Raw genomic sequence first — 17332 nt, forward strand, 5'->3', positions numbered from 1 at the left:
GCCGCCCCTGCGGCGGCCGGCCGGGATGTGACCTAGGAGGCGGCCAGCCGGGACTCGATCGCCTCGATGATGCGCGGGCGCATCTCGGCCGCGCCGATGACGGCGTCGACGGAGCCGACCTCGACGGCGCGCCGAATGCTGTGCACGCCATCGAATTCGGTGGCCATCTCGCCGAGCTTCTCCGCGCGCACCGACGCGCGCAGCTCGTCGAGTTCCGCGGTCAGCGCGGCGCGTTCGGCGCCGGTGCCGGCGGCCGCGCGAGCCTCCAGCTCCTGTACCCGCGGATCGGCCGCGGTGCGGGCGTCGACCTCACCGGAGAACACGACCGCGGCGGCCGGGGCGCCGCCGAGCACGGAGGCGAACGAGCCCTCCAGCGCGAGCACGGTCATGTTCGGGTTCAGCGCCTTGGAGAACACGACGAACGCGCCGCCGTGGTACCGCGAGATCACGCAGAACACGATCGGCCCCTGGAAGTTCACGATCGCGCGGCCGATCTCGGCGCCGTACTCCAGTTGCAGCTTGCGCATCGACTCCGGCGAGCCGTCGAAGCCCGACAGGTTCGCCAGCACCACCAGCGGCCGGTTGCCGCTGGCCGCGTTGATCGCCCGCGCCGTCTTCTTCGACGACCGCGGGAACAGGGTGCCCGCGGTGTAGGTGTCGGGGCCGTCGGTGGGAGGGAAGCCGCGGCGCGGCACGCCCCGCGACTCCATGCCGAGCAGGCATACCGGGATACCGCCCAGATGCGCGTCCTGGACCACCGAGGTCTCGGCGTCGGCCATGCCGGCCCAGCGTTCCAGCACCGGGTGGTCCTGGTCGGCCACCGCCCGCATCACCGTGCGAATGTCGAAGGGCTTCTTGCGATCCGGGTTGGCCGTGGCCGAGAAGATCTCGCCGACGGTGGTGAAGTCGCTGCCCGCCAGGTTGTGCGGGAAGCCGGTGATGTCGCGGTCGGCCGGGTCGGTCGTCGGCGTGCGCCGCGGCATCCGCTCGCCCGGTGCGACGTAGGTGTGGTCGTAGTGCGACATCAGCACGTCGCGGGCCGACGCGAGGTCCGGCGCCCAGTACTGCGCCTGGCCGTTCGGGCCCATCACGCGGTCGTAGCCGCCGATGCCGAAGTTGTCCTCGGCCGAGACGCCGCCGGAGAAGTCCAGCGCCTGCTTACCGGTGAGCACCATCGCCGAGTCGGGGGTCATCACCAGGATGCCCTTGGTGTGCATGAGCATCGTCGCCTCGGCGTTCCAGTACGGCTGCGCGCCGACGTTGATGCCGGTGACCACGATGTTGATCTCGCCGCCGTCCTGGGTGAACTCGACGATCCGCTTGAGCGCGGCGGCCACCCAGTCCATGTTCTCGGTACCCGACTTCATCGAGATCTTGGCGCCGGACGAGAGCGTGTACCACTCCAGCGGCACCTGCATCCGCTCGGCCAGATCCAGTGCGCCGATCACCCGGCGGCACTCCGGTTCCGCCAGCGCGCCCAGCGATTTCGTGGGATCGCCGAGCAGCACCACCCGCGTGACGCCCTGCGGGTACCGGTCGGTCGGGGTGGTGACCACGCCGGCGACGATCCCGGCCGTGTTGTGCCCCTTCGGCCGGTCGACCGGGACCAGCGCCTCGCCCTCCAGGTCGTACTCGGCGAAATCGCCGAGCTGGCCGGTCAGTTCGTACGGGTAGACGGTGTTGCGGCTGCGTGCGCGCAGCACCTTCTGCCGGTACCCGTCCAGCGGCTCGACCGGCGCGTCCGACGGCTCGCCGACGGTCAGCTCGGTGCCGCCGGCGGCGTCGAACGCCAGCCGCACCGCGATCTTGGTCAGCTCGCCGGTCTCCTGGTCGCGCTGGCGCGCGATGAACAGGATCTCCTCCAGCCCGGCGCCCGCGGCGGTCGGTACCACGCGCTCGGCGATCATCTCCAGTTCGGCGCGGGTCATATCGCTCGGCGGCCAGATGTAGACCACGATCCGGTTGGTGCCCAGGCGCTTTGCCGACGGGCGCCGGGACTGTTCGCGGCGGATCGAGTCGAGGCAGGTGGCGAGCGTGTCCTCGGCGGTCGGCAGCGCGACCAGGCGGCCGTCGTGGTCGCGCAGCTCGGTCAGGTCGCGGACCTGGGCGAAGGCGACCAGGCGGTCGTCCGACGGGTTCTCCCGCGCCACGCACCGGAACAGGTACACCTCCTCGTCCGAGGAGGGCAGCCGGGTGAGGTCGAACTTGCTCAGCCGCTCGATCTGCATCCGCTGCGCGATGTACGGGTGCAGCCCGCGGATCAGCCGCTCCTCGGCCATGCCGGTGGCCGACGGCCGGAAGGTGAAGTGGTGGTGCATGACCGCGCCGCGGCTGCCGGCGACGGCCACGGTGAGCCGGCGGACCTGGTCGGGCAGCCGGTGCGCGCCGACGGCCTCGTGCAGCGCGGTCGCGATCGCGTCGGGGTTCTCCGGCTGCGGCTCCCAGGCCAGGTAGATGTCGGCGTCGATGGCGTGCGCGCCGCTCGCCAGTTCGGCGAGACCGCGCAGCGTGCTGCCCAGCGCATCGAAGCTCACCGCGGCCGAGACGATATGGGAGCTCTCGCGCTCGGCGACCACGAACGTGCATCCGGCGGCCTCGTGGGTGCGCACGCCGGTGAGGCCCTTGTTGCCGTAATACCGGCGGGTCAGCACCTCCAGCATGATCGCGTTGTCGGCGTTGTTCCGGTTGGTGCGGACCAGCCGCTGCCCCAGCAGCCGGACCAGCGGCTCGGTGCTGCGCACCATCTCGCCGATCCGCTCGGCGCGGTCCGGGGAGTCGGGGTGGGCGTCCAGGTGGCGCAGGTGCTTGCGGACGCCGGCGTAGACCCGGGCGCGGTTGCGCCGCAGCAGCGGCTGGCCGAACCAGGCGAACACCACGCCGCGGGCCAGGTCGGCGATCACCGGGAAGCGGACCTGCGTCGCGGCCACCAGCCGTTCCAGCACCAGTCCGGCGGGCTCGCGCAGGATCTCGTCGGGCTGCGGCTCCTGCAGCCACTCCCGCAGCAGCGTCGTGACCACCCCGGCGGTGGCCGCCGGGCGCTGCTGGGCCAGGAAGATCCGGAACACCGCGGCCTCGAGCTCCGGGGAGCGCTCCAGGTCGGTGACGCCGTAGTGGCCCAGCGCCTTGGCGAGCTTCGCCTCGAACGCCGAGGAGAGCCCGGCCCGTTCGACGTCGAGGCTCTGCAGGTAGGTGTGGAAATATTCGCGGGCGCTGTGCACGTGGTCGGCGCCGCCGTCCTCGCCCGCCGGCCGGTTGTGGCTCAGCTCGGCGAGATCGGCGAAGACGTCGACCAGTTCGATCTCGATGGCGAGCGTGCGGTGGCCGTCCTGATCGGCCGCGCGCCGGGCGGCGAGGTAGTCGTCGAGGGTGCGGCGCTCGTCGTGCGGGTCGACGTCGAAGCCGAGCAGCAGGCTGCGCAGGTTCTCGTGGCCGTGCACGGCGCGCTGGCGGCCCGGGATGAGGGCGGGCTCGGGCTCGGCCGGCAGGTCCAGGTCGACGGGTTCGGTGGCCGAAACATCCTCGGCGGCCTCGTCTTCGGTGGCCATCGGCTCCAGCCGCACCAGCGGCGCGCCCGTCTCCACCTGGGTGCCGACGGAGACCAGGCACTCCTTCAGCCGGGCCTTGAACGGTGCGCGCAGCACCGTCTCCATCTTCATGCTCTCCAGCACGAGGACGGGTGCGCCCGCCTCGACCTCGGCGCCGACCTCCAGCGGTGTGGCCACGACCAGCGCGGGCGCGGGCGAACGAACGACGCCGCCCTCGTCGCGGGTCACCCGGTGTGCCACGCCGTCCACCTCGACCAGGTGCACCGGACCGTGCGTGCCGGTGACCACGCGATAGCGGGCGCCGTTGACGACCATCCGGCCGGTGTGCCGGTCGAAGCGGTCGAGTTCGACGTCGGCGGTGTGGATCTCCTCGCCCGACTCGACGCCGACGCGGAACCGGTGCGCCCCGACGCGGGCGACACGCACGCGGTAGGTGGCGCCGCGCAGTTGCAGGTCCAGCGGCTGGCCGCTCTTGTGCTGCACCTGCGGGCGGCCGCCGAACGCGGTCGACAGCAGCCGCTGCTGCTCGACCCGCTCGCCCTCCTCGTAGGCATCGATGGCGGCCGCGGCCAGCGCGACGGCCGAATGCCGGTGCGAGACGAGCCGGCCCTCCGCGCGGACGCGGTCGATCCAGCCGGTGTCGGCGGTGCCGTCGATCACCTCGGGCTGGTCGAGCAGGTCCAGCACGAAGCTCTTGTTCGTCGCGCCGCCCTCGATGATCACCGTGGTCTCCGCCATCGCGCGGCGCAGCCGGCCCAGCGCGTCGTGGCGGTCGCGGCCGTAGACGATGATCTTCGCGATCATCGAGTCGAAGTCGGCGGGGATGGTGTCGCCCGCGCTCACGCCGGTGTCGACCCGGATGCCCGGACCGGACGGCAGGTCGAGCCGGGCGATGCGGCCGGGGGCGGGCGCGAAATCGCGGTCCGGATCCTCGGCGTTGAGCCGGGCCTCGATGGCGTGCCCGCGCTCCACCGGCGGCTCGCCCTCCAGGCGGCCGCCCGACGCCACGTGCAGCTGGGCCTCCACCAGATCGAATCCGGTGGTGTATTCGGTGATCGGATGTTCCACCTGCAGGCGGGTATTCACCTCGAGGAAGGCGAACAGCTTCTCGCCGGGGTGGTAGAGGAACTCGACGGTGGCCGCGCCGCGGTAACCGACCGCGTTGGCCAGCCGCTCGGCCGACGCCTTCAGCTCGGCCGACTGGTCCGGCGCGAGCATCGGCGAGGACGACTCCTCGATGATCTTCTGGTTGCGCCGCTGCACCGAGCAGTCGCGGACGCCGAGTGCCCACGCGGTGCCCTGGCCGTCGGCGATCACCTGGACCTCGACGTGCCGGGCGCCCGTCACCAGGCGTTCCAGGAACACCACGCCGCTGCCGAACGCGCGCGCCGCCTCCTGGCTGGTGCGCTCGTAGGCGTCGGCGAGTTCCTCGTCGCTGCGGACCACGCGGATGCCGCGCCCGCCGCCACCCGCGGTGGCCTTCAGCATCAGGGGATAGCCGATCTCCGCGGCGGCGGCCACGGCGGCGTCGAGGGTCTCGACCGCGCCGCGGCTCCACGGCGCCACCGGCACGCCGACCTCCTCGGCGAGCATCTTCGCGCCGATCTTGTCGCCGAGCTTGCGCATCGCCTCGGCGCTCGGCCCGACGAAGGTGACTCCGATCTCCGCGCACAGCTCCGCGAACGCCGGATCCTCCGCGACGAAGCCCCAGCCGACCCAGGCGGCGTCGGCGCCGGTCGCCACCAGCGCGCGCTCCAGCACCTTCAGGTCGAGATAGGGGCGCGCGGACGCGGGCCCGAGGTCGTAGGCGATGTCTGCCTCGCGCACGAAGGTGGCGGTGCGGTCGACATCGGTGTACAGCGCGACGGTTTCGATCGGCGTCGCGGTCCGGGCGGACAGATCCCGGACGGCATGGATCAGCCGCATCGCGGCCTCTCCGCGGTTGACGATTGCGATACGGCTGAACAACTCCGCAGCCCTTCCTCTCCACAGCTCCGGCCGGCCGACCGGCTCCCTTCGAATCTCTCAGATTCTGCTGCCGCGCAGCCACATCCGCTTGTCGATATGTATCCAAATTGGCTACGAAAGTGTTGCGGGCAGCGGTACGCGGCCGCATTCGGATCGGCCTCGCACCGCGATGCAGCACGTTATCGAATCAGCTCCCCGGTGTCCGGGCGACGTGCATGTTTCCCGACGACACACAGGTCGGGGCCCGGCACGGTGTGGCTCGACACGGCTTACACCATATTTATGTCCTACCGGATTATCGGCGTTTACAGGTCGGCCGTCAGGCCCAACTCGGCGGTAACTTCGCGGGGGCGGTCATCGGCGTTATCCGACCCCGCAGGGCGCCGACCCCCTACGGCCACTCCGGCCCGTTTTTCCGTACTGGACGGGCGGATCGGCGGCGTAGTAAGGGCGGCCGGTCGGGGAAGGACATGAAGGTCTCCAGTCCGCTGTCGTCGGTCCATACCGAGAGCGATCCGATCTGGCGGCCGCGGGCGGGGCGGATGTACGTCATGACGCCGACCGCTTCGTCGATGCCCACGAGCTGGTCGGCCAAACTCGTTGCGGCGAGCCAGATCGCGGGTATGCCGGTGGTCTTGTTCGGGGTGAACCGGGTGAAGCTGAACAGGTGCGGCCCTGTGCCCCAGCAACTGCGGCAGGTGGCGGAGACCGGTCCAGGGAATCTGTCGTACGGCCATGTCCGAGCGTTCCTTTCCGGCGGCCCCGGTGATGCTGAGCCGTGCCTCTCGGCGGCCGGCACCCGGAATCCGCCACTCCCTGCGGCTGTCGGCCCGCTCGGTTGTGCGGCGGGGCTCAGCGGGTGCGGGGGATGTCGAGGCGGGTCAGGAGGTCGGTGACGCGGCGGGCGATATCGTCGCGGATCGGCCGGACCTCGGCGACGGACAGGCCGGCCGGGTCGTCGACGTTCCATTCCTCGTACCGGATGCCGGGGAGCTCCGGGCACATGTCACCGCAGCCCATGGTGACGATGATGTCGGCGGCCTGGATGATCTCGTCGGTCCAGCTCTTGGGGAACTCGTGGGAGATGTCGATGCCCACCTCGGCCATGGCCGCGACCGCGGCGGAGTTCAGCGCGCCGCTCGGCTCCGCCCCGCCGGACCAGGCCAGCGTCCGGCCCTGCGCGTAGTGCTCGCAGAAGCCCAGCGCCATCTGCGAACGCCCGGCGTTGAACGTGCACAGGAACAGCACGACCGGAATCGTGTGCTCGATGCGGCCCTCCACCTTGGCCCGCGCGTGCAGCTGCTGCCGGGCGAAACGCTCGGCCAGCAGCGGCAGGTACAGCTTCACCGGTGCCCGGGCCCCGATCTCGGTATAGGACTCGTGCAGGCAACGGTGGATCGTGTTGGCGTCGAACAAGATCGTGAACTCGCGGTGCAGCCGGCGTTCGGCGCGGGCGAGCGCCGTGGCGTGAACGATGTCGAGGAGTCGGTAGGCCGGGGTGATCTCGGCGTACCCTCGTTTCGTCCGCTCTGGCGTGGACACGTTAGTCAGGGTGACACCGGTATCCCTCCGCGGCAACCAAACTGGGGATGAACCTGATCGAAAGCGCAGGTCACAACGTGGCGTACCGCGGGCGTGGCAGCGTATGAGACAGTACCGAAATACTTGGCGCAGAGCGTTTTTCGGATCGGATCGACTCGGAGGACCACGGTCCGGCCGGCGGTCGCCGCGACGGTTTCCGGACGGCAGACATGCCCCGGCGATGTAAGAACGACCTGGGCCTGAAATAAGCTGTCCATCGGCCGAGCCGATGCTGCCGAGCCGATGCTGTCGAGGGGTGAACGGGTGGGTGTCAAGACGGCCTTGCTGGCCTACACGGACGGTCGGCCGGGGCGAGTGCTGCAACGGGCGCCGGTCTCCGACCGTGCCGCGGCCCGGGAGCTGTTGCGGCGTATGTTCCCGTATCGCGTCATCGAGGACATCGAGGACGAGGCGCTCTGGTCGGCCAGGTATCCGGTGGACGAGGACGTGGTCTACGCCGGGGTGTTTCCCGGACTGACCGTTGTCGGGTCTCTGCTGCTCGCGCTGGACCATCCCTCGGCGCTGCCGAGTCATATCCTCGGCGCTGCCGATGGGCGTGATATCCACCTGCACTCGTGCCACAGCGTCACCGATCGGCTCAGCTTCGCCGTGTGGCGTGGCGGGGCCCTGGTGCGGTCCTTCTCGACCTACGACGGTCGTACGCTCGAGGACCTCGGTGACCGTCTGACATTCGAATCGCCCTGTCGGGCAGGAGATCTACCGGACGACATCGGCGATCCCCTTGCCGCAGACCTCGGCGACGATGCGCTGGGGGAGCTGTTCGGCTTTCACGGGGAAGGCGGCACGCTTCTCGAACCGGATCCGGTCGACCAGGATGCCGTGGTGCTCAACGGTTTCCGTCTCGGCGACATCGGCAGCGCCGATGCGCGGGAAGTGAAATACCTGGCGCACACCGAGAACGGCAGCGTCCGGCCCGATCCCACGCCGGCCCAACTCCGGCAGCTCGTCGCCGGCCTGAGTCCGGGCAACAACTACCTGATCTACGAACTGCGCGATGCGGTCGCCCGCGCCGAGACGGCGCACTACATCCAGACCTACCGCCACGTCGACGAGGGCTACTTCGACGTCGAATACCGCGAGGGCACGGCCGAGCGGCATTACGCGACCAGCATGGCGTCGGCGGCGGAGGTCGTCGCCGCGCTGTCGGGCTGGGCCGGTCGCGACGGGGACTGGACCCGCTCGTACACGTGGTCCACGCCGTTCGGTTGATCGTGGTCCGCCCGCGGAACACCCTCTCGACGAACACGATCGAGCCGTCGGCGGCGACCCGCGTGACCTGTCGGCGATCCGCGCGGGGCGGACGGTGTCGTCGGCCGCCGGTGTGAGGTGACGGCGGGGAGGCCACCGGTGCTACCGGGTGTGGTCGCCGGAGCGGGTGACGGGCTCGGTGTCGCGAGACAGGTTGGCTTCCAAGAGGTTTGCGCCGGTGAGATCGGTGTCGTCCAGGCGGGTGTCCGACAGGTTCGCCCGTTCGAGGGTCGCGCCGGTCAGGTTCGCGTGGCTGAGATCGGCGCCGGTGAGGTTCGTCCCGGACAGGTCGACTCCGCGCAGGTCGGCTCCCCGCAGGCGGGCGCCGAACAGGCAGGTGTCGCTGAGGTCGATATCGGTGCCGGGCGCGTCGCGGGTGACGTCGCGCCGTCCGATCACCGTGATCGCGGTCTGCACATCGAACTCCAGCCGGCCGCGGTCGCCGGGTCTCCCCACGAGCCGGCAGTGCCACACCGGTGACTGGGTGTGCACGAACGACGCGAGGATCGAGTAGATCGTCGGGTGGTCGACGGGTGAATCCTTGGCCAGCCGTTCCAGTAGGTAGAGGGCGGACAGCCGGGCCTCGAGCTTGTCGACGGTCAGGTGCTCTACGGCCTTGTGGAAACGATCGGTGACCACGGTCTGTTGCGACAGCGCGTATTGGTTCTTCGTGGCGCGCAGCGACTCACTGGTGAACCACAGGGCGGCGATCGTGGCCACCGTGGTCATCATCGCGACCAGGTTCGCCCAGCCCTTCCAGACGAGCGCGTGATGTAGCGCCCGTGTCGACCGGCGCCGCCGATCGGGTTCGGGGCGTCGTAGTGATCGACCCGTTCCGGTGACCCGCCTCTGCCGCGGTGGTGACGATCTTCCCCGCATAGCTCGCCCTGCCTGCTCGGAAACCGGTGTATGGGTCTCGACGCGCACTGCTCGTCCATCATGACAGCGAAACGGCTAGTTCGGAGGCGTATTCCGGGTGCAGCGTCGCGGCTGTCACCGGTCCAGGCTGCCGAGTAGTCGGCCGGGGCCGATCGTGGTGGCGCCGAGGGCCTCGACTCGGTCGCGCAGGGCGCGGTCCGCGGTGACGACGGTGATCGGGCGGGGGCCGGCAGTTGCGACGACATCGACGATCGTATCGTCTCCCGAGCCCGGCGCGAGGACCACCGTGAGGTTGCCGAATTCCGGATTCGCTTCGTCGACAGCGGATTTCGCCGCACCCTCCAGGACCACGAGCACTTCGGTCGGGTGGTCCCGGGTCTCGTTCGACCTGGACAATTTTGCCAGCAGTCGTCTGGCGGCGCCCGCGCGGTCCCGCCACCAGCCGTCGGGTCTGGAGCCGACGACGTTCGCGGCGTCCACCACGAGCAGCTGGGACAGGGGAGTCATGCACTCAGTCTTTCGCATATCGCGTGACTCGAGTTGTGCGGGGCGGCTGCCCGGCCACGCCTTGTGCAGTTCCCAGGCGACTCCCGCCGGGCCGCTCACATCGAGCTTGCCCTGGATCAGGATGCCGGGTATCCCGTGCAGCGCGGGCATTCCGTCGCGCAGCGCGGAGGGCGGCAGGAACGCGGCATGCTTCCAGTAGTGCGTCACCAGCGTGGCGAAGCCGACGATCAGATAGTTCTCGGGATCGAATCGGCGGCGGTAGCCCGGCGACAAACCGCCACCCGGTCCGCCGTGTAAGTACAAGGCGGGCTTGCCTTCCGGGTTCCCGGACGCCTCCCAATAGACCTCGTGGCCGTCACCGACCGCAAGCATTCCGGCGGTGTACGGGTCCGACGGCGGGAACACCCAGGGCGCGTACATGATTCGAGCCTATCGCTCCGGTCGGCGACCATCGTATGCCGTTGTTCGATCGGAGGGCCCGGGCTGTCAGGGCTCATGTTGGGGGCCGAGCTGATCCCTACCCCGGCGATCCGTCGTCCCTGCGGTGAGTGGGCGAATCAAGGTGCGGCGCAACCAGTTCAGGATGCGGTGCGGGTTCGCAGAATGACGACCGGGATCTCCCGCTCGGTCCACGACTGATAGGTGTCGAAATCGGCGTAGGCGTCGACGAGCAACGGCCACAGGCGGGCGCGCTGTTGCTCGTCGGCGACGACGGCGCGCACGGCACGCCGGTCACGGCCGACCTGAATGTGGGTGTCCGGGTCGGCGCGCAGGTTGTGGTACCACTGCGGATGCTTCGGGAGCCCGCCCTGCGAGGCGACGATGACGGTATCGGCGCCGTCGGTGATGTAGAGCAGCGGCGTGGTGAAGACCGTCCCGGACTTGCGGCCGCGATGTTCGAGCAGAAGCGTCGGCACGGGCTTGCGGAACCCGGCGCCGATGCGCCATTTCCCGCCGATCCGCCCGCCGGTGCGGCGGTAGGCCCACACATGAGCCTTACCGGCGTACTTGATGATCTTCGGCACGATCGGGGCGTCGAGTTGTCCGGGGCGCGGAGGAGGGCTGGCGGGCATGTCGTCCTTTCGGGTCCCGGGCGGGTCGGGAGGTCTGCGTGTGGTTGGCGACGCGGCCGGGGGTCGGCGGCCGCAGGCCACAATGAGACCATACATCGGTACCCAGATGTATGGTCAATGGCCGGATCGTCGGCGGCCGGCGGGTGCGAGTGGGCCGCTTCGGTAACGTCGGCCGTAGCTGCGAGGGGTGGAGGGAGAACCGGTGCGAACGCATGGGTGGTCGGGTGCGGCTCCCGCCGACGACGACGAAGCCGTCGAGCGAATCCTGAGCTCCGCACGGCGAGCGATCGACCGCTCCGGCGGCGATGTCAGCATCGCGGAGGTCGCCCGCGATCTCGGTGTCACCCGGCAGACGGTCTACCGCTACTTCCGCAGCGCCGACGAGCTGCTGACCGCCACCGCCATCGCGCAGACCGGGCATTTCCTCGGCGTTCTGGCCCGGCACCTGAGTGATATCCGCGATCCCGCCGCGGCCGTGGTGGAGAGCATCGCCTACACGCTCGAACGCCTGCCGCACGAGAAGTATCTCGGTCTGCTGCTCACGCCCGGCCGTGCCGGCGCCTTCTCGGCGGGCGTAACGTCCGACACCGCACTGGCATTCGGCCGCTCGATGCTGCGACAGCTCGCCGTCGACTGGGCCGTGGCCGGCATCGATCCGGACCAGTTGGTCGAACACATGCTGCGCATCGTCCAGTCCTTCGTCATCGACCCCGGCCGGCCGCCGCGCCGCGGCCGAGAACTCCGGGACTATCTCTGGACCTGGGTGGCACCGGCGCTCGTGCGCAACGGGTTTCCCGCCGGTCCGGCGCCCGGCGTTCCCCGCGGGTGATCCGTGCCGCGGCGCCGGTGACGAATCGTCAACCGCGCGTGCGCACTTCGACGGAACCCGGTTGTCGTCGCGGTGAACTGTTGCCGAACACTGTGCGCTTCGCTGGACCGGTTGCGTGCGGAGGCCGAATATTGTGGGACTCTACGATATTCGGGGGAACGCAACCGGATGGACAACTATCTGGTCCAGATCGGACTACCGCTCGTCGCGGTCGCCGTCTCGCTGATCGCCTTCCTGTGGGAATTCGTGGTGATCCGGCGCAAACAGCTCGGATACCGCGTCCAGATGGACACCCCGGTCACCGGCGAAATCGAGTCGGCATACCCCGGAGTGCTGACCCGGATCCGGCCCGACGAGAGCGGTCCCGGCGCGGAACTCAAGGACCTGTCGGTCGTGCTGGTCCGCATCGAGAACGATGGCGTCACCGATATCGACACGGCCGACTACCTGATGCCCGACGGGCCGGTGGGCCTGCATCTGCATTTCCCCCAGCGCCGGGTCATCGGCATGGCGGTCACCGAACTGAGCGATGCGACACTGGGCGAACATCTCGAGCCCGGCCGCGGCATCGATGCCCGCGAGGATGCCGGGCACCGCGTCGGCATCATCGACCTGCCCAAGGTGCCGATGAACCGGCGCGACCACTACAAGATCTTCGCCATTCTGCAGCGCATCTCCGGCGACGACCCGGCGCCCGAACCCGTTCTGCAGGGCCGGCTCCGGAACGGCCGGGTCAACAAGACCGAGAGCCGCACCGGGCTTTCCCGAACCGTGTTGGCCTTCATGACTTTTCTCGTCGTGGTGATCGTGGTGCAGTTCACGCTCTCGCTGTTCGACGACGGTCCGCCCGCACCGGACTGTGTCTCCGGCACGCTCACCCTGGTCGGCTCCTCGGCCTTCGAACCGGTGATCCGGGAAACCGCCGCGGCCTATCGAAAGGATTGTCCGGCAGCGAATTTCGCCTTCAACTTCGAAAGCAGCGAACGCGGGCTGAAAGACGTCTACGAGAAGGGCGCCGGCAATCCCGGGCTGATCGCCATCACCGACGGGCCCGCGACCGTCGGCTATTCCGACCTGGTGTCGCGACCGCTGGCGATGTCGGTCTTCGCGGTGATCGTGCACCCGGCGCTGAATATTCACGACCTCGGCCAGGACCGGATCCGGGCGCTGTACCGGGGCGAGGTAGCCAATTGGAACCAGATCGGCGGCCCGGATCAGCCGGTGCGCGTGATCAATCGGCCGGTCGGTTCCGGCACCCGGGAGACATTTCAGCAGCGACTGCTCGACGGTAATCCGGTATCGGTGGTGCCGAAATACAGTTGCCGCACGATCCAGGTCACCGACCCGGCCGAACTCGCCGCGTGCGAGGAGCCGCTCACTCGCGACGTGCTGAAGTCGGTCGCCGACATTCCCGGCGCCATCGGTTACGTCGCCTACTCCGAGGCCGCCCATGCCGCGGGTACCGAAATCGTCACCATCGACGGGCACCGCCCGAATCGCGACGAGGCCGTGGCGGGCGACTACGCCTTCTGGGGCGTCGAATACGCGCACAGCAAGGGCGAATTGCCCTACGACTCACTGGCGGCCGCGTTCCTGCGCTACCTCACCGACCGCGCGGGTAAGGACATCGTCCGCACGCACGGCGCCATGCCGTGCAGCGAGGTCGCCCAGCCCGGCGCGTGCAGCCCGCAACGCTGATGACGAGCGCGTCCTACGGCAGCAGTCTCCGGATCACCTGCGCGTCCTCGCGAAAGACGAACCTGTCGACGCCCGGCCGATCGCCCGGGGCATCGGAGTCCGCCCGCGCGTCGACGAACGGCCCGAAGAATACGTAGAGATCCCACTGTTCGCCGGTGCCGTCCTCTTTGTGGCGGGCGCCGAATCCGACCTCGCGGACCTCGCGCCAGAAATCTCTGCCCTCCGGATCGCGGATCACATCCCCGTGGCGAACCTCCGCCACGCTCACCGTCTCGGTACTCATCGTCGAGAATTCCTCACCCGGTCATCGGCGGGTGGCTTGCTCCCCGCCGTCCGGACCGATTGTCACGCTTCGCTCGTACCCGGGGAAAGGGAACAAAGCCCCCTCGACATCCGGTAATCGGCCGACATCCGGCGATCGAGGGATCAGGGCGACCAGAGCTCGGCGTGCGGGAGATCCGCCAGCTCGTCGGTGACGGCGTCGTCGACGCGCACCTCGACGTCGTGCCTGGCGAGTTCGTCGGCGATTCGCGCGGCGGCCACCGGACTGGCCCGATAATCCAGGACGGCGCCGCCCCGGGCGAACCGCAGCTGTATGTGCACTCTTTCGGCCGTGCCGGTGACGGCCACTACCTCACCCTGTTTCATGATGCCCCGCTTTCGGCGACGATGCTGACGACATCGCATGCCCGCGGACGGCGGTGTCCGGGAATTCCAGGGGTGGACGGTCGCTACAGGTCCCCGGCACCCCTGCGGATCTCCGCCTGCGAACGCGGAAACATTACAGTTTTAACACCTTTCGGCGCAGCTGTACACGACCGGGTCGGCCGCGCGCCGACGGTGTTATGTTTCGCAAGCGCAACCTGTTTCGCGCCCGCAAACACATCGGTGAGATCTGAGCTGAGGCCCGTGTGATGGACGATGATCCCGAACTCGCTCAGGCGCGAGTTTTCCTGGCCGAGCTGGAGCACCATGCCCGGATGCTGTCCGTCAGGCGCGGATCCGCACCGCCGGAGGCGCGGCAACCGATCGACAACGAACTAGCCGACGTCCGCCGCCACATCGATCGCCTGTACGGGAGATTCGCCGACCTGCGGCCGGCGTCTCCCTGAACCGGAGCCGCCTGAATCGGAGCCGCCGCGGGTACCGGGCGTCGCAAACTGTCGCCTGACCACCGGTCTTGACTGCGTGGGGGTCTGCGGCAGACAGTGTTCTGGTGCGTCGGATGGCTGTAGAACTCGATACTCCGCCGGAGAGCGGGTTCGATTCGCTCGGTGAGATCGAGCTGAGGCTCAGCCGCATCGGTGCCGGTGACATTCACGGGTCGATCGACGAAATCGCCTGTGCCGCGGCCGATATGGGCGGCGAGTACTTCTATGTCACCGATTCGCTGGGCGCTCGGATCACCGCCGCCGTCTACCGCCGCAGCCCGCGCCCTCGTCGTCGGCGCCCTCGTTTCCCCGCGCTCCGGGGCAAGTCGCTGCCGCCCGATGCGGCGTGGAGCCGGTAGATCTCCGATACCGGGGATGAACGACCGCGGCGCCGGGCGGTCGAACTCGGGCTGTCAGCCGAGCCCGGCCGCTGCTTTCGCGTTCTCCTCGAGACGTACGACGGGCCGCGGAGAGCCCGGGCTGTGCCAGCCGCGTTCCGGACTGTCTTATCCGAGGCCCGCCGCGTTTTTCGCGGTCTCTTCCAACGTTTCCCGATACCGCCGCCACCAGTCCGGATCGTCGGTGGGCATGTTGTCGTTGTCGGCGCGCAGACCGGCGGCGCCGTCGATGAGTTCGCGGATGATATCGGCGTGCCCGGCATGCCGATTCGTCTCGGCGACCACGTGTACCAGGATCCGGTGCAGCGTGACGGTCCGGTGGTCCTCGTCCCACCACGGGACCGAGCCCTGCGCGGCGAGGTCGAGGCTCTCGATCGTGGCGTCGGCATGGGCCCGGGCCCGGTGGTAGAACGCGATGATCTCGGCTCGCGACTCTTCGGCCGTGGCCCACATGTCGGCCGTGGGATCCGCCGCGAAATCGTGGTCGGCGAGGGGTTCGTCGTACGGGCGGCCGAACGTGTCGCCGAAGTAGCCGAGTTCGACGGCGGCGAGATGTTTGACCAGGCCGAGCAGGTTGGTGCCGGTGGGGGTCATGGGTCGGCGCACGTCGTACTCGGACAGCCCGTCGAGCTTCCACAGCACGGCTTCGCGGGCGAAACGCAGATACCGATGCAGCTCTGCTTTGGGATCGTAGACAGCCATGCGGGGCACTCTGCCAGGGCTCCCACACGATTCCGACCGATTTTCGGAGCCGCCGCGGTCCGCATGGCCTCGGGTGACGGGTTCCCGCGGTGTACGAGTGCCGGGGCATCGGCTCGTCGGTGACCGCCTCGGACGGATTCAGCTTCCGTGGGCCGAGCGGAGCCGGCCCTTGAAATGTACTGCGGTGGTTATCGTTCGGGTGATGTTGGTGAGCGAGGGCAGGATCGCGGCGATGGTGAACAACGTCGCGGTGACGACCAAGAAGTAGACGAGCGAGCCGGTGCGGCCGAAGCGGGGAAGGAAGGCCATCTCCTGACCGGTGGCCGCGACGCCGTTGAGGAACGGTGCGTAGCCTTGAAGGGTATATCCGTTGGGCAGCAGGCTGATCGAGTTCTCGGCGACGTAGACCCAGAACAGCAGCACGGCGACGGCGGCCGACGGGGTCCGGATCAGCGATCCGGCCGCGATGCCGATACCGCAGGCGGCGAACGCGTAGATCGGTACGGTCCACAGGAATCGGATGCCGGCCGGGTCGGCGATGTTCACACTGCCGTAGACGTGCGGGAACAGCCGCGGCAGCAGGCTCATCACGAGGCCGAGCAGGACGAGGGTGGAGACGGCCGAGAGGATGCCGTAGTAGATCCACCGGGCCAGCGCCGCCGTCCACGTGCGCGGAAACAGGAAGGCGTTGAGATCGCCTGTCCGCCCGCCCCATTGGCCGGCGTGCGCGTAGGCGGCGGTGACCGTCATGATCGACACCGACAGAGTGATGACCCAGTAGACGGAGTTGGTGGTCGTCGATGACGTCACCTGGATCTGTCCGGGAATTGTCGCGAAACGTTCTGCGACAGCTGCGATTCCGAAGGTGACGAGGAGCGGCAGCCCGTGGGCGAGCGGCACGGCCACCGTCCACAGGAAGCTGCGCCCGGAGGTGCGGGTCCACTCGGCCGCAACGCCGCGGCGGATCTGAGTGACCGGAGTGTTCACAGCGTGCCGCCGATCGTCGATGCTGCCAGGGGACCCGCGATGCGCAGGTAGGCGTCTTCGAGGGTGGTCTCGCCGGGGCCGAGGGTCCGCATGAGTTCGGGGAGCGGCCGATCGGTGAGGACGCGACCCTCGCCGAGCATGACGACCCGGTCGGCATTGCGCTCGACCTCGTCGAGCAGATGGGTGGTGACCAGCACACAGGCCCCCTCGTCGGCGAGGCGGCGCAGCAGGTTTCGCATCCAGAGGATGCCCGCTATGTCGAGGCCGTTGAGGGGTTCGTCGAGCAGCAGGGTCCGCGGCCGGCCGAGCAGGGCGGCCGCGATGCCGACCCGTTGCAGCATGCCGAGCGAATAGTGGGCGAGCCGGCGATCGGCGACGCTGGTGAGATCGACCGTGTCCAGCACCTCGCCGACTCTGCCGACCGGCAGCCCGCGGGCGCGGGCGATCCAGCGCAGGTGCCGACGGGCGGTGTGGCGCGGATCGAAGGCCTGGAAGTTCAGATGCATTCCGAGAGTCGCCGGGGTGGTCCGGTGGGCTCGGACGGGGACACCGTCGACGCCGACGGTTCCGGTCGCGGGCGCGATGATGCCGCAGACGCAGCGCAGCAGAGTGGTCTTACCTGTGCCGTTGAGCCCGAGCAGATAGGTGAGACCGCCGTCGGGAACGGTCAGTTCGGGGACCTCGAGGACCGTCACGCCCGGGTATCGCAGTGTGAGATCACGGATTTCGATCATCGCGCCCGCCA

General features: G+C 69.2%; 15 protein-coding genes. 5 read left to right on the forward strand and 10 right to left on the reverse strand.

Annotation, left to right across the window (positions count from 1 at the left end; all coding sequences use genetic code 11):
* Positions 1-32: 32 nt before the first annotated feature.
* Together D892_RS0118455 and D892_RS48605 are read right to left on the reverse strand one after the other, a co-directional pair.
* Entirely contained in the window at positions 33-5513 is a 5481-nt protein-coding gene (locus D892_RS0118455; protein ID WP_024802670.1) for a carboxyl transferase domain-containing protein, read from the reverse strand.
* An 852-nt stretch (positions 5514-6365) separates the two neighbouring features.
* A complete protein-coding gene (locus D892_RS48605) occupies positions 6366-7055 on the reverse strand; it encodes a three-helix bundle dimerization domain-containing protein (RefSeq protein ID WP_024802672.1) in 690 nt (229 codons plus the stop codon).
* A gap of 303 nt (positions 7056-7358) precedes the next feature.
* Between D892_RS48605 and D892_RS45275 the strand changes: the two genes are divergently transcribed.
* Positions 7359-8324, forward strand: a complete 966-nt coding sequence (locus D892_RS45275) for a hypothetical protein (protein ID WP_024802673.1) — start codon at positions 7359-7361, stop codon at positions 8322-8324.
* A gap of 141 nt (positions 8325-8465) precedes the next feature.
* On the opposite strand, the gene D892_RS43790 is transcribed toward D892_RS45275, so the two are convergent.
* The 3 genes from D892_RS43790 to D892_RS0118485 all read right to left on the reverse strand — a co-directional run bounded on the left by D892_RS43790 (position 8466) and on the right by D892_RS0118485 (position 10822).
* Entirely contained in the window at positions 8466-9095 is a 630-nt protein-coding gene (locus D892_RS43790; RefSeq protein ID WP_024802674.1) for a pentapeptide repeat-containing protein, read from the reverse strand.
* A gap of 261 nt (positions 9096-9356) precedes the next feature.
* Positions 9357-9749 (reverse strand): NYN domain-containing protein, encoded by a 393-nt coding sequence (locus tag D892_RS0118480; RefSeq protein ID WP_024802675.1) that lies wholly within the window; start codon positions 9747-9749, stop codon positions 9357-9359.
* Positions 9750-10327: 578 nt separating this feature from the next.
* On the reverse strand, positions 10328-10822 hold the full coding sequence (locus tag D892_RS0118485) for a nitroreductase family deazaflavin-dependent oxidoreductase (RefSeq protein WP_024802676.1): 495 nt from the start codon (positions 10820-10822) through the stop codon (positions 10328-10330).
* 202 nt (positions 10823-11024) lie between these two features.
* On the opposite strand from D892_RS0118485, the gene D892_RS0118490 reads away from it, so the two are divergent.
* Both D892_RS0118490 and D892_RS0118495 read left to right on the forward strand, forming a co-directional pair.
* Positions 11025-11651, forward strand: coding sequence for a TetR/AcrR family transcriptional regulator (locus D892_RS0118490; protein ID WP_024802677.1), 627 nt, complete (start codon positions 11025-11027; stop codon positions 11649-11651).
* Between the two features lie 168 nt (positions 11652-11819).
* The gene (locus tag D892_RS0118495) at positions 11820-13349 is read left to right on the forward strand and encodes a substrate-binding domain-containing protein (RefSeq protein WP_024802678.1); all 1530 of its coding nucleotides are present in this window, start codon (positions 11820-11822) and stop codon (positions 13347-13349) included.
* 13 nt (positions 13350-13362) lie between these two features.
* Here the strand turns inward: D892_RS0118495 and D892_RS0118500 are convergent, their stop codons facing one another.
* On the reverse strand, positions 13363-13632 hold the full coding sequence (locus D892_RS0118500) for a hypothetical protein (RefSeq protein WP_024802679.1): 270 nt from the start codon (positions 13630-13632) through the stop codon (positions 13363-13365).
* Positions 13633-13775: 143 nt separating this feature from the next.
* On the reverse strand, positions 13776-13997 hold the full coding sequence (locus tag D892_RS0118505) for a hypothetical protein (RefSeq protein WP_024802680.1): 222 nt from the start codon (positions 13995-13997) through the stop codon (positions 13776-13778).
* Between the two features lie 266 nt (positions 13998-14263).
* On the opposite strand from D892_RS0118505, the gene D892_RS0118510 reads away from it, so the two are divergent.
* Together D892_RS0118510 and D892_RS0118515 are read left to right on the forward strand one after the other, a co-directional pair.
* The gene (locus D892_RS0118510; RefSeq protein ID WP_024802681.1) at positions 14264-14461 is read left to right on the forward strand and encodes a hypothetical protein; all 198 of its coding nucleotides are present in this window, start codon (positions 14264-14266) and stop codon (positions 14459-14461) included.
* Between the two features lie 113 nt (positions 14462-14574).
* On the forward strand, positions 14575-14859 hold the full coding sequence (locus D892_RS0118515; RefSeq protein ID WP_024802682.1) for a hypothetical protein: 285 nt from the start codon (positions 14575-14577) through the stop codon (positions 14857-14859).
* 147 nt (positions 14860-15006) lie between these two features.
* Here D892_RS0118515 and D892_RS0118520 read toward each other — a convergent pair whose 3' ends face one another.
* The 3 genes from D892_RS0118520 to D892_RS0118530 all read right to left on the reverse strand — a co-directional run bounded on the left by D892_RS0118520 (position 15007) and on the right by D892_RS0118530 (position 17321).
* Positions 15007-15600 (reverse strand): DinB family protein, encoded by a 594-nt coding sequence (locus tag D892_RS0118520; protein ID WP_024802683.1) that lies wholly within the window; start codon positions 15598-15600, stop codon positions 15007-15009.
* 138 nt (positions 15601-15738) lie between these two features.
* Positions 15739-16587 carry a hypothetical protein gene (locus D892_RS0118525; protein ID WP_024802684.1) on the reverse strand — a complete coding sequence of 283 codons (849 nt, stop codon included), beginning with the start codon at positions 16585-16587 and terminating at the stop codon, positions 15739-15741.
* Positions 16584-17321: an ABC transporter ATP-binding protein gene (locus tag D892_RS0118530; RefSeq protein ID WP_024802685.1), complete on the reverse strand. Its 738-nt coding sequence runs from the start codon at positions 17319-17321 to the stop codon at positions 16584-16586. The genes D892_RS0118525 and D892_RS0118530 overlap by 4 nt, the downstream gene beginning before the upstream one ends.
* Positions 17322-17332: the final 11 nt, after the last annotated feature.

Origin of the sequence: Nocardia sp. BMG51109, from assembly GCF_000526215.1 — a bacterium.
Lineage (GTDB): Bacteria > Actinomycetota > Actinomycetes > Mycobacteriales > Mycobacteriaceae > Nocardia.

Bases quoted from the DNA above. Each gene is read 5' to 3' on its own strand.
- D892_RS43790 (WP_024802674.1), bottom strand. From the start codon at position 9,095: ATGATGACCACGGTGGCCACGATCGCCGCCCTGTGGTTCACCAGTGAG.
- D892_RS0118480 (WP_024802675.1), bottom strand. From the start codon at position 9,749: ATGACTCCCCTGTCCCAGCTGCTCGTGGTGGACGCCGCGAACGTCGTC.
- D892_RS0118485 (WP_024802676.1), bottom strand. From the start codon at position 10,822: ATGCCCGCCAGCCCTCCTCCGCGCCCCGGACAACTCGACGCCCCGATC.
- D892_RS0118495 (WP_024802678.1), top strand. From the start codon at position 11,820: ATGGACAACTATCTGGTCCAGATCGGACTACCGCTCGTCGCGGTCGCC.
- D892_RS0118500 (WP_024802679.1), bottom strand. From the start codon at position 13,632: ATGAGTACCGAGACGGTGAGCGTGGCGGAGGTTCGCCACGGGGATGTG.
- D892_RS0118505 (WP_024802680.1), bottom strand. From the start codon at position 13,997: ATGAAACAGGGTGAGGTAGTGGCCGTCACCGGCACGGCCGAAAGAGTG.
- D892_RS0118510 (WP_024802681.1), top strand. From the start codon at position 14,264: ATGGACGATGATCCCGAACTCGCTCAGGCGCGAGTTTTCCTGGCCGAG.
- D892_RS0118515 (WP_024802682.1), top strand. From the start codon at position 14,575: ATGGCTGTAGAACTCGATACTCCGCCGGAGAGCGGGTTCGATTCGCTC.
- D892_RS0118520 (WP_024802683.1), bottom strand. From the start codon at position 15,600: ATGGCTGTCTACGATCCCAAAGCAGAGCTGCATCGGTATCTGCGTTTC.
- D892_RS0118530 (WP_024802685.1), bottom strand. From the start codon at position 17,321: ATGATCGAAATCCGTGATCTCACACTGCGATACCCGGGCGTGACGGTC.